General features: G+C 59.3%; 11 protein-coding genes. 4 read left to right on the forward strand and 7 right to left on the reverse strand.

What is annotated here, in order from left to right; translation table 11 throughout:
* Positions 1-133 precede the first annotated feature (133 nt).
* The 6 genes from ptuB to AC1RO5_RS23800 form a co-directional block, all read right to left on the reverse strand.
* Positions 134-784, reverse strand: a complete 651-nt coding sequence (gene ptuB / locus AC1RO5_RS23775) for a retron Ec78 anti-phage system effector HNH endonuclease PtuB (RefSeq protein WP_493177975.1) — start codon at positions 782-784, stop codon at positions 134-136.
* A gap of 19 nt (positions 785-803) precedes the next feature.
* A complete protein-coding gene (locus AC1RO5_RS23780) occupies positions 804-2204 on the reverse strand; it encodes an AAA family ATPase (RefSeq protein WP_493177976.1) in 1401 nt (466 codons plus the stop codon).
* A gap of 125 nt (positions 2205-2329) precedes the next feature.
* Entirely contained in the window at positions 2330-4270 is a 1941-nt protein-coding gene (lapD, locus tag AC1RO5_RS23785) for a cyclic di-GMP receptor LapD (RefSeq protein WP_493177978.1), read from the reverse strand.
* Between the two features lie 22 nt (positions 4271-4292).
* Positions 4293-5000 carry a cysteine protease LapG gene (gene lapG / locus AC1RO5_RS23790; protein WP_493177979.1) on the reverse strand — a complete coding sequence of 236 codons (708 nt, stop codon included), beginning with the start codon at positions 4998-5000 and terminating at the stop codon, positions 4293-4295.
* Positions 5001-5253: 253 nt separating this feature from the next.
* Positions 5254-5649: a YbaN family protein gene (locus AC1RO5_RS23795; RefSeq protein ID WP_493177981.1), complete on the reverse strand. Its 396-nt coding sequence runs from the start codon at positions 5647-5649 to the stop codon at positions 5254-5256.
* A gap of 10 nt (positions 5650-5659) precedes the next feature.
* A complete protein-coding gene (locus AC1RO5_RS23800; protein ID WP_007938492.1) occupies positions 5660-6247 on the reverse strand; it encodes a UPF0149 family protein in 588 nt (195 codons plus the stop codon).
* A gap of 284 nt (positions 6248-6531) precedes the next feature.
* Here AC1RO5_RS23800 and recQ point away from each other — a divergent pair, with 284 nt between their 5' ends.
* The 4 genes from recQ to AC1RO5_RS23820 all read left to right on the forward strand — a co-directional run bounded on the left by recQ (position 6532) and on the right by AC1RO5_RS23820 (position 11494).
* Positions 6532-8658 (forward strand): DNA helicase RecQ, encoded by a 2127-nt coding sequence (gene recQ, locus AC1RO5_RS23805; RefSeq protein ID WP_493177982.1) that lies wholly within the window; start codon positions 6532-6534, stop codon positions 8656-8658.
* A 119-nt stretch (positions 8659-8777) separates the two neighbouring features.
* Positions 8778-9212: a MarR family transcriptional regulator gene (locus AC1RO5_RS23810; RefSeq protein ID WP_007895007.1), complete on the forward strand. Its 435-nt coding sequence runs from the start codon at positions 8778-8780 to the stop codon at positions 9210-9212.
* A 128-nt stretch (positions 9213-9340) separates the two neighbouring features.
* Positions 9341-11146, forward strand: coding sequence for a motility hub landmark protein FimV (locus AC1RO5_RS23815; RefSeq protein ID WP_493177983.1), 1806 nt, complete (start codon positions 9341-9343; stop codon positions 11144-11146).
* Positions 11147-11206: 60 nt separating this feature from the next.
* A complete protein-coding gene (locus AC1RO5_RS23820; protein ID WP_413696198.1) occupies positions 11207-11494 on the forward strand; it encodes an Rdx family protein in 288 nt (95 codons plus the stop codon).
* Here AC1RO5_RS23820 and AC1RO5_RS23825 read toward each other — a convergent pair.
* Positions 11488-12381, reverse strand: coding sequence for a DMT family transporter (locus AC1RO5_RS23825; protein ID WP_493177985.1), 894 nt, complete (start codon positions 12379-12381; stop codon positions 11488-11490). The genes AC1RO5_RS23820 and AC1RO5_RS23825 overlap by 7 nt on opposite strands.
* Positions 12382-12423: the final 42 nt, after the last annotated feature.

Below are 12423 nucleotides of genomic sequence, written 5' to 3' on the forward strand. Positions count from 1 at the left end.
TGTCTGGCAAACCGCATACACAGGCATTACGAGAATGCGTAGCCCTAAGGAGTATCTGGAGGTGTCAGATTAAACATCTCCGTTTATCGATCACGCCGGATGCATCGACAAATTAATGCGTTCCCTTTTTTCCTCAGAGGCTCCAAGACAACGTGTGTCTGATTGCTGTGGCAAAGGGCAAGTGGGCGGTTCCCAGGATTTCTTCTTCAAGGAATAACTGCAGTTCCTCACTCTCCGGATCGTCCTGAAACATCTCATGAAGTGCTTCTGCGGTTTCCAGGTAACCACGAACGGCCTCGCGCCTTATTTTGCGAAGGGCACCGTTTTCTGCGTCGAGATTGAAGATGCGAAGGGTTTCTATCGCTCGGTGATGGTGCTGATGATCCAAGTCTGCCCGTGGCGTGATGGTGCCGTCGCTGACAAAGACGAAATAGTGGTCAGGGTTGTCCTCGTCGGGTTTGAGCAGAACAACAGGGTCATAGAGGCTGCACCTGTCCTTGAACTTACCGCAGGTGTCTTCTCGGTTGCATGATCCGAACAGATTATTCCAATCGAACGTACCTTGAGGAAATCTGTCTCGCTGTTGAAAGTGTTCGAGGTGTTTACGCCCGGATTGAATAATGTCTGCTTCGCAGTACGCACAACGGGTACCTTGCATGACCTGCAGACTTTCCCAGATGTGCTCGCGCTCCTGTGGTGTGGGTGACTCCAGCGACCACCTGTGCAGACCGTGTCTATAGCGGGCAAGGCAGCGTGGGCCTTCGCTTCGAACAAGTTTGTGCATATACGCGATTTCCTTGCGCTTACAATTTTGTCGGCTGTTTGCTTTTGAACATCTGCAATCTGATCAGTCGATGACAGTCGAGCATGCAGGGATGTTGAGCGCCGAAATGAGCATCAAGATATTCACGTAACTTCAAACCCTGCGCTGAGTCATGCAGGTCTTGCTGGATTAGCCCCATGTATTCGCTCAATTTATGAGCGGGTTCATTGTCGGGCGTCGGATCGATCCCCATGACATGGGCCAGCACCTGGGGGCTGGCGACCCCCTGAGTCTGTTGATCCACAGTGCTCACCGTGACTCGTCGCTCAGTCTCGTCGGTTACGGTTTGCAGAACGCGGATGCAGTGCGCTGGCACTGAAGTGATTACCTGCGGACTGTGTGTAGTCATAACGAACTGGATACGCGGGAAAGCCCCGAGCAGGTCAGGTATAACGGTTTGCTGCCAGGCGGGATGCAGGTGCATGTCGACTTCGTCAATCAACACCACTCCAATGCTTTCACGAGGGGCGAGGATGCCTAGATGAGGATTGAGTTTCACGCAGCGATACGCAATATCGGCGGCTAGGGCGACAATGTTGCGAATCCCGTCGCTGAGCTGGCTGACCTTCAATATTCCGTGAACTGGGTGTTCGAGCACCAGATCGGCGAACTCACTGCTATAAGCCAGGTCCCTCCAGCCAGTTTGGGTGGCCAGGACAGCATTCACTGCGGTTTGTACCGCTAGCACTGGGTGCGCAAACTCGTCTTTTACATCGATACTTAGCTTTCCGCGCTCAATATTACGAATCTGTTCTTCACGATAACTGCGGAAAATTCGTGTGTACCATTTGGCAAAATGTTTATAACTGGAGGCCGGGTCCAGGCAGTCACGATAACCATAGGTCCTGGAAAACTCTGCGTTTTCGGCCTTTTCAAAAGCCGCGGTCAGTTTTTTCTGACTCCAGAGTCGGCCGGTGCCGTAGTAAGCAAGGATGGGTAAGGTTGGAGGTAATTGGTCTTTTACAGCACTGTTGAAAATCAGGGCTTCCAGTACATGAGCGGAGGCTTCCAGCCGGGAGGCCCCAGCGTCGCCACGAGTTTGCGTCCCTTTGCGGATGCTTTCCCGTCGGCGTGACCAGCGTAATTCCCCATTCTGGAATACAGCCTGGGCGGTCAGGCACGCGGGAAGTGAAGGTTCCATCTGATGCGCTGTAACAGGGCGCAGAAAAACATCGTCAGGATGTATTCCCGTAAGATCGTTGGTAGCGCTGCCAAGATCAAAACCACGAACATAGGGCCACAACGCAACCTTGATCGCATCCAACAGGCTGGTCTTGCCTTGACCATTTCGAGCAACCAGCAAGGTCAGCTGGGCATCCAGTTCGAGTGTTAATGTGGGGAAACAGCGATAGTTTTCCAGCCCCAGCCTGATCAGTTTCACAGACTTTCCTCCATGTGGACCGATGCCAGGCTGCGGCAGAGGTGATGTTTCCGGGGAACATATATGGCGCGGATTCTACTGTGAATGAAAACAGGTGAACACCATGGACATAGAGCGCTGCAAAACTACATAGGCTCCGGCGGCCCAATCAACCGCCCCATCACCCCAAACAACCCCAACTCCCGAATCACCTCCAATTCCGCCTGCGTCTCCACCATCTCCGCAATCAACGGCAAATCAATGCTGTTGGTCGCGCGAAAAATCGCCTCGATGAACAACCGCTTATCACTCTGCTCATCGATACCCCGAATGTAGGCACCATCGATTTTCAAGTAAGCCAACCCCAGTTGAGTCAGGTTGCCGATCTGGCTGAAGCTGCCGCCGAAATGTTGTAGACCGATGCGGTAACCGGTGTTGAGCAGGCTGTGGCTCAGGCGTTGCAGTTCTTCGGGGGGCGGCAGTTGGCGTTCGTCGATTTCCAGGGTCAGCAGAGGCGCCAGTTCCGGCAGTGATTCGAGTATGTCGCAGATCAGTTTCAGCTGGGTCTGATCGCGCAGGGTGCTGCCGGACAGGCTCAGCGCGAGCGGCCAGCGGTTGGCGGCGAGGTATTCGAGGGTGGTCTCGAGCATGGCCAGGTCGAACCGCGCCGACCAGCCGAGGCGTTCGATCCACGGCAGGAAATGCCCGGCGGCAATCGCCTCGCCTTGCGGATCAAGCAGGCGTGCGAGGACTTTGTGGTGCAGCACCTGGCTGGTGTCGGCGCACTGCACCACCGGTTGGAAATACAACTGCATCTTACCTTCGGTCAGCGCGTCGTCGATCCAGTTGCGCCAATCATGCTGCGAGTGATTCGGCGCAGTATCGACCTGGGCCTGGTATATCCATGGCCGCTCGGGATGTTGCCGGGCCTGGGTCAGCGCCTGATCCAGGCGCAGCAGCACATCATTTGCCGGTTCGCCCGGGTGGTAGGCGACGATACCCAGGTGCGCCACCGGCATGCAGTCGCTGGCGCCGGTCAGGCGCAGGTTTTCCAGAGTGGCGCTGATTTCGGAGGCCAGGCGCGCGGCATCCTTACTGTCCAGGCCCGGTGTCAGCAAACTGAATTCGCCGCCGCGATTGCGTGCCGCGAGCCAGGTGCGACGTTCCGCTGGTTGCGTCAGGCGCTTGAGCAATTCGCCGACGGCGCTGATCAGGGCATCGGTGCGCTGGCCACCCAGGCGTTGATTGAGACCGATCAGGTCGTTGATCCGCAGCATCAGCAAATGACCGTCGCGGCTTTGCTCTGACTCCAGTAATTGGTCGGCCAGTTGTTCATCCAGCAAGCGCCGGTTGGCCAGGCCCGTGAGGCTGTCCTGATAGGATTCGGAGCGCAGTTTTTCGCTGCGCGCGGCTTCTTCGGCGAACAACGTTTTGAGTTTTTCGACCATCTGGTTCATGGCCAGCACCACGCGTTTGAGCTCCGGTGTGCGCGGCAGTTTCGGCAAGCTGCGGAACTCGCGTTTGCTGATGGCTTCCGCCTGTTTGACCATGTTGTCGAGCGGCCGCAACTGCCGGCGCAACAGCCAGCCACCGAACACGGCGCTGAGCAGTCCGCAAAGCAGCAGCCAGATCAGGCTGCCAAGGGTGCTGTCCCAGAGTTTGGCCAGGGCGAACTGCGGGTTGCTCAGCACTTCGACCCGGGCTGCCTGGTCCCAGCCACGCGTGACCAGCGCGTCGCCACCCTGTGGGTGCAGGTTCACCAGGCTGACGAACCACTCCGGAACACCCTCGATTTGCGTCGGTACGCTGCGTTCCACCAACACCCGTTCCTCCACAATACTGACGACCCGGATGCTGCTGAAATAGCCGCTGTCGAAAATCGAGCTGACCATCAATTCGATCATTGCCGGGTCGTCGATCTGCGCGGTCAACGACAGGCCCAGCGCCGTGGCGGCGTCCTGGGCGTGGGAGCGCAATTGGCTGAGCATCTGTTCGCGAGAGCTTTCCAGACTGACAAAAAAGCTGCCGCTGAAGGCCACCAGCAAGAACAGGCAAATGGCGAGAAACAACTGTTTGCGCAGTGACATAAAACGCTCCTTGCTGTGGCGACTAGCCTTCGCCCACGGCGAACCCTTCGATTTGCATCTTTTTCAGTACGTCTTGCCAGCGCGACAGTTTTTTCGAGTCACTGCTACGTTTACCGCCATTGGCCCCCGGCAAGTACAAGCCTTCGGCGTTGAAGGCGTAAACCGGCAGTAAGTCGTTGCGTTGGGAAGCGGGGCGGATCTCGTCGATCAGGTTGTCCAGCACCAGCGGATCGGCCGTGGGGCTGCTGTAGAAGGTCAATACCATGTGCGCCTGGTTCTGGGTCAGGGCCTTGACGTAGGTGATGCGCAGTTTTTCGCTGGGAATCCCGAGGTGACGCAGGCTGAAATATTTCGCCAGGGCGTAGTCTTCACAGTCGCCTGCGGCTTTGATCAAGGATTCCACGGGCGTGGCCCAGTAATCGGTCTGATGCCAGATGCGTGTGTCATCCTGAAAACTCAGTTGCTGATTGAAGAAGCGATTGACCGCGTTCAGTTGTTCGCGCTCAGGCTGGTTGCGTTCGCTTTGCAGCATTTGGCTCCAGGCCTCGATCCGTCCCTGTGCCTCGCCAAGGGGGCCGTAGCGTTTTTCGGCCGTTTGCAGAACCTGCGCAAAATCCCGGTCAGCCCAGACACTGCCCAACCCGGCCAGCAGAAAACTCACCAGCAACAGCCATCCGCCGAACCGAAGTCGGAGCGTTGACCATCCTGGACTACGCGGACCGCGGGACATGTCTGGCTGCTCGGGTGCAGATGTCTGGAGTCTAGGCGGTGTTTACGTCGAGGGAGGGCAGGTCGTCGGACGAAAGGATGTCGGCGGGTTGTTTTCTGTGGCGAGGGAGCTTGCTCCCGTTCGGCTGCGCAGCAGTCGCAACACCAGTCAATGCGGTGTGTCAGCAGAAATTGGGTGGCTGGTTTTGGGGTCGCTTCGCAACCCAACGGGAGCAAGCTCCCTCGCCACAAAAGCCTCGAGCCACAGAGGGGGATCAGGGTTTATGCAAGGTTTTCTGTTTGAGGATGTAGATCGTCACCAGCACCGCACTGGTCAGCATGAACCCGCGTGCCCACGGCAGGGGCACCAGGTAGCAGGAGAACAGGATGCTCGCCCACATCAATCCGATGGCGTAGACCTTGCCCTTGAGCGGGATGCCGTTGCCGTCCAGATAGTCGCGAACCCACGGCCCAAGCTGTGGATGTTCAACCAGCCAGTGATAGAAACGCGGCGAACTGCGGGCGAAACAGGCTGCCGCCAGCAACAGGAACGGTGTGGTGGGCAGCACCGGCAGGAAAATCCCGATCACCCCTAGCACTACGCTCAGCCAGCCGATGGCCAGCAGCACGTAGCGCAACATCAGGGGGTGGTTGCCTATGGGGTTGTCCATAGGCAAAACCTTAGTGGTGACGTGGCTTGAGGATCGCCGGTTTTTCGTCTGGCGCGTTGCACAGCAAGTACAGCGCGGTCAGGGCTTCCGGGATTTGCACGATCATGTCGTCCATCAGGTTGGCGTCGGCCGCGATGTCGGAGAACTCAGGCTGTTCGTCGAACAGACCCGAACCGACCATGATCGGCAGCAGCATTTCACTGACTTCGTCTTCGGCGGTTTCGAACCAGGCCGCTTCGCGCAGGAACACGCCTTCCATGAAGCCGATGCACCAACCGCGCAGGTCGGAATCGTCCGGGTCATCGCCCAGGTCGAGGTCGCACGGCAGCTCGAACTCTTCGTCGGACGCCAGTTGGCGGGCGATGTGAGCCTTGAGCAGCACCAGGGTGGATTCGATTGCTTCACGCTCAGTGTCGTCGGCGTAATGCGGCTCTTCGGCGAAGAGCGCGTCGATCCATTCGCGGTCGGGAACGCTTTCGGAACAGATCGACAGCGCAGTGAGGTAGCCGTGGGCGGCCACGTAGTCCAGCGCCTCGTCATGCAGCTCGTCGGCGTCGAGGAAGACTTGCAGGCGGGTTAGTTGCTCAGCGAAGGACATTAAAGGGCTACCTTGGGGAATATACGATGCGGGAATTCTAGGCCTTCTTGAGCGCTCAGGCCAGCCGCGCGGCATATTTGCTCCCGCGGTTGGCTTGTGTGCGTCTTATCAGCGGCGCCCTTTGCAGGGGAGGGCTCGGGTATACTCGCGCGTTTTGTGATGCCCTGCTGGCGTCACGGCTGAAATATGCAGCGTCACGCAATGCGCACTTATGATTTGTTTGTGCAGCTTTCGTGGTTCTGAACCAGCCTTGCAGGGATGTTTCGGTGATTTTTGGAGTTTTTATGCTCGAACAGGCTCAACGCGTCCTCAAGGACATCTTCGGCTACGACAGTTTCCGTGGCCGTCAGGGTGCAATCATTGAGCGCGTGGCCAGTGGCGGCGACGCCCTGGTGCTGATGCCTACCGGGGGCGGCAAGTCCTTGTGCTTCCAGGTGCCGGCGCTGCTGCGCGAAGGCTTGGCGGTGGTGGTATCGCCGCTGATCGCGCTGATGGACGATCAGGTTGCCACCCTCGAAGAGCTGGGTGTCGCCGCGGCGTCGTTGAACTCCACCCTCAGCGCCGAGCAGCAGCGCGATCTCGCCGCGCGGATCAAGCGCGGTGAGGTGAAAATGCTCTACCTGGCGCCCGAGCGTCTGGTTCAGCCACGGATGCTGGCCTTCCTGCAAAGCCTCGAAATCGCCCTGTTCGCCATCGACGAAGCGCACTGCGTGTCTCAATGGGGCCACGACTTCCGCCGTGAATACCTGCAACTGGGCCAGTTGGCGGAATTGTTCCCCAGCGTCCCGCGCATCGCCCTGACCGCCACCGCCGACAAGCGCACCCGGGAAGAAATCGTCGATCGCCTGCATTTGCAGGATGCCGAGCGTTTCCTGTCGAGTTTCGACCGCCCGAACATTTTCTATCGCATCGTGCCCAAGGAGCAGCCGCGCAAGCAGTTGCTGGCGTTCCTCGCCGAGCGGCGCAGCGATGCCGGCATCGTTTACTGCCTGTCGCGCAAAAAGGTCGACGAAGTGGCGGTGTTCCTCAGTGAACAAGGCTTCCCGGCGCTGCCGTACCACGCCGGTCTGGCCAACGAAACCCGGGCACATCACCAAAAGCGCTTCCTCAACGAGGAAGGCCTGATCATGGTCGCTACCGTGGCGTTCGGCATGGGCATCGACAAGCCCAACGTGCGTTTTGTGGCTCACCTCGACTTGCCGAAGTCCCTTGAGGCGTATTACCAGGAAACCGGTCGCGGCGGTCGTGACGGTCTGCCGGCGGATGCCTGGATGGCGTACGGCCTGCAAGACGTGGTGATGCTCAAGCAGATGCTGCAAAACTCCGAAGGCGACGAACGCCACAAGCGTCTGGAGCAGCACAAGCTCGACGCCATGCTCTCGCTCTGCGAAGAAACCCGCTGCCGCCGCCAGACCCTGCTGGCGTACTTCGACGAAGACATGCCCGAGCCCTGCGGCCACTGCGACAATTGTGTCGACGGTGTGCAGACCTGGGACGCCACCGAGCCGGCGCGTCAGGCGTTGTCGGCGACCTACCGCACCGGTCAGCGTTACGGCGTCGGCCATCTGGTGGACGTGTTGCTGGGCAAGGACAACGAAAAGGTCCGCAGTTTTGGCCATCAGCATTTGTCGGTATACGGCGTAGGCAAAGCGCTGGGAGAAAGTGAATGGCGCTCCTTGTTCCGACAACTTGTTGCTCGCGGCCTGGCGGACATCGACCTCGAAGGCTACGGCGGGCTGCGCCTGAGCGATACCTGCCGGCCGCTGCTCAAAGGCGAAGTGACCCTGGAACTGCGCCGCGACCTCAAGCCGCAAACCACCGCCAAAAGCAGCAAGAGCCAGGCGAGCCAACTGGTCCGCTTCGAGGAGCGCGAACAGTGGGAAGCCCTGCGTGCCTTGCGTCGCAAACTGGCCGAAGAACATGGCGTGCCGCCGTACGTCATCTTCCCCGATTCGACGCTGCTGGAAATGCTCCGCAGCCAGCCGACCTCGCTGGCGGAAATGGCTACGGTCAGCGGTGTCGGCGCGCGCAAACTGGAACGTTACGGCGAGGCCTTCCTCGAAGTGCTCGGCGGTCAGGTCGAGGCACCGAAAGTGGTGGCCGATGTGCGCCACGAGCTGATCACGCTGGCCCGGGCCGGCATGACACCGCTGCAGATCGCCGGTCAGCTGCAATGCTCGGAAAAGAACGTCTACACGATGCTCGCCGAGGCCATTGGCAAGCAGCAGCTGTCGCTGGAACAGGCGCTGGACCTGCCCGAAGAGTTGATGGGCGAAGTTCAGGACGCTTTCCTCGATGGCGAAGGCGAGTTGCCGCCGGTGGCGGAGATCGCCGCGTTGTTCGCAGGACGGGTGCCGGAAGGCGTTTTGTATTGCGTACGTGCCGCGCTGCAGTCGGAATTCGAAATTTGAATGACCTGTCGCGCAGGTGTAACGATTTAGTACAGAGCAAACCTTGCCTATAGCCAAAGGTCATGCTTAGCTGACTAATAATTAGTTTTTCTCTATTTCAGTCTAACCATGAGTGTTTTATGCCGTTAACCGATCAACACCGCTTTGGCATGCAACTGGCCCAGATGTCTCGGGGCTGGCGTGCCGAACTGGACCGCCGACTGGCTGGCCTGGGTCTGTCCCAGGCGCGCTGGCTGGTGCTGCTGCACCTGGCACGTTTCGATGATGCTCCCACCCAGCGTGAACTGGCGCAAAGCGTCGGCGTTGAAGGGCCTACCCTGGCTCGACTGCTCGACAGCCTGGAAAGTCAGGGCCTGGTGCAACGCCAATCAGTGCTGGAAGACCGTCGGGCGAAAAAAATCGTCCTCTGTGCCCCGGCCCGGCCCTTGATCGAACAAATTGAAACCATTGCCACGCAACTGCGCCACGAATTGTTCGAAGGCGTTGATGAGGCGGATTTGAAGGTCTGCATGCGTGTCCACGGGCACATCCTGGCCAACCTGGAAAAATCTTGAGGCACAACCACGCGTCGGACTTTTGAGATACCCCGTTGGGCAGACTATAAAGAACTACTAGGCAATATCGTGTTCGTACCGGAAGTGCGAACACGTACAGGTTGGTTCTGGTTATTTAAGGGATGCTCATGCTCGAGAGTTGGCAAGTCGTATTGCGGTGTTGCGCCAGGCTGTTGCTGGTCGGTGGTGCTGTCACGTACTCGGCATTGGCTCCTGCGCTCGGGTTGGGCGACATCACCCAGCATTCGGCGCTCAATCAGCCGTTCAGCGCCGATATTGCCCTGGTGGACGTCGGTGGTCTGGAGGAGGGCGAGCTGTCAGTCAGCCTGGCGACGGCGGAAGAATTCAGCCGCGCCGGTGTCGAGCGGGTGTTTTTCCTCAATAACCTGAAATTCACGCCGATCTTGCGGGGCAACCGCAACCTGATCCGGGTGACGTCCAGCAAACCGGTCAAGGAGCCCTTTCTGAATTTTCTGGTGCAGCTCAATCAGCCCAACGGGCGTTTGCTGCGCGAGTACACCGTGCTGATCGATCCGCCGGGTTCGCCGGGGATTGTTCCCGTCAACGACGACCCCGCGCCGAGCCCTCAGGATTCAGCGTTCCCGTCCGTCGAACCGGCTGTTGCACCGCCACCTGCGGTGAATAGTTCGGCACCCAAGCCTGATGTCGATAAACCAGCCACTGCGCCGGCGAGTGATCCTGTTGCCGAACAACTGGCCACCAGCGTGCTGCAAAACCAGCAGCTGCAAAAGACCATCGATGAACTCAATGCGAAGCTGCAGGCACAGGACGAGCAGATTGCCGTTCATAAAAAACAGGTGACTGAGCTGCAAACCCAACTGGCGGAAGTCAAACAGGCGTCGGCGGCGCCTGCCGCACCCGAGGTGCCGGCGACGGTTCCGGTGGTTGTCGAGACGTCCGAAACATCCCATTGGCCGCTGATCATCGGGTTGTTGTCGCTGGTGGCCCTGGTGTCGCTCGCCGTGTTCATTCGCCGTCAACGACAGCAGATTCAGGCCTTGCCCGAGCCACTACCCGTGCAGCCGCCGCGTCATGAACCGGTGCTCAACCGCACGGCAGAACCGGACAGGCCTGCCACCCAGGCGCAATCGGTAGCCGGATCGGCTGATGAGACTACCGCAGGCGACGTGTTGGAAGGGGTTAGTATCTACCTCGCCTATGGCCGTTTGTCCGAAGCTGCCGGTTTGTTGCGAGAGGCGTTGGTCAAGGAGCCCCAGCGCACCGATCTGGCCGTGCAACTGCTGGAGGTTCTTGGTAAACAGGGTGACGTGCAAGCGTATGACGCGCAGGAAAGTAGCCTGCGTGATGCCGGGTTTGACGCACAGCAACTTCAGGACATCCGCAACCGCCATCCGAAGCTGATCGGCGCTGTGCCGGTGGCCACCGCCGTGACAGTGACTCCGTCCACGCCTGCAATCCCTGAAGCGGCACCGAGCGATGAGTTCCAGTTGAACCTTGACGACCTGTCGATGGATGCGAACTGGGACCTGATCAGCCCCTTCGACAACTCACCGCCCAGCGCCAAGCCATCGAATGAGCCATCACCGGCAGACGAGCCGGGGTTCACTTCGAATCTGCATGTGTTGCCCGATGTCTTTGAAATATCCGACGAGCCGACGCTGGACGAACCCGAGCTTGAATGGGTCGCCGAACCTGACTCGCAAGCTCTGGACGAGACCTTTCTCAACGAATTCAGCGATCCCGGCCAGCCGCTGGAACTTGAGCCGCTGAATGCTGAATTGATCGATCTTGAACCGGCCGAGCCGAGTAGCGCGGGCAAACTCGAACAGGCCCAGACCTGCATCGACGACGGTGATCTGGACAGCGCCATCGAGCTGCTCAACGAGTTGCTCAAGGAGGGCGACGAACCGCTGAAGGAGACGGCCCGGACGCTATTGGCCGGAATTCGCTGAAGATCTTCGGTTATGCGGTTTATCATGGCGACGCCCACAGGCTCAGGAATTTTGCCAATCATGACCGCACGTAAACCGGAAATCGTCATCACCTACTGCACGCAATGCCAATGGCTGTTGCGCGCCGCCTGGCTGGCCCAGGAACTGCTCAGCACCTTCGGCGACGACCTGGGCAAAGTGTCCCTGGTGCCTGGCACCGGTGGGGTGTTCCACATTTTCTGCGACGATGTGCAGCTCTGGGAGCGCAAGGCCGACGGCGGTTTCCCCGAGGCCAAGGTGCTCAAGCAGCGGGTCCGCGATCAGATCGATCCGGACCGTGACCTGGGCCACAGCGACCGCACTCAGTGAGACGGCGCTTGCGCGGCAACGGTCTTTTGGCCTGAACTGCCGGACAACCGGCTGGAGACCACGATGGCCACGATGATCAACGCGCCGCCGATCAGCATGCGCAGCGTCGGGTTTTCATCGAACAACAACCAGGCCAGGGTGATGCCGTAAACCGGCTCCAGGGCAAACACCACTGACGCGGTCCGGGCCTTGATCACCGCCAGGCTGGCGACGAACAGGCTGTGAGCGACGCCGGTGCAGAACACCCCGAGCAGGCCAATCCACAGCCAGTCGATGGCGCGTACCTCGCTAAACTGCGGCATCGCCACCGGCAGCAGGCAGATCGCAACTACTACGTTCTGACACAGCGCCGCCTGCACCGGCGGGATTCGCCCGGAGCTGGCGCGGTTGGTCAGGGACAGCAGGGAGAACAGCAGGCCGGAGGCCACTGCCCACAACAGGCCGGTGGTGGCGCCGCTGGCCAGATCGAAGTCCGGTGTGACCAGTACCAAACCGATGCTGACCAGTACCACCAGCAGAATTTCATTGGCGCGGATGCGCTCGCGGAAAATCAGCCCTTCGAGGATCACGGTAAACGCCGGGAAACTGGCAAAGCCCAGGGTCGCGATCGCCACCCCGGCCACCTTCACCGCGATGAAGAAACTCACCCAGTGCCCGGTCAGCAGCAAGCCGCTGAGCAACAGGCGGCGCCAGTCCACGGCGTCGAGTGTCTGCCAACGGGTATTACTGGCGAACCGTGCGAAAAACGCCAGGGCGAGGACGGCAAACGCGGCACGACCGAACACGATGATCGCCGGTGAGGCGGCGGCAAGTTTGCCGAACACGCCGGTCAGGCCGAACATCAGTGCACCGATATGCAGAGCGCCAAGGGCGGTACGGGGAGTCATTGCAATCCTTAAAGACAAACGAACACATGCACAATGAACGAT

The organism is Pseudomonas sp. GW822-FHT02G04 (assembly GCF_058802085.1).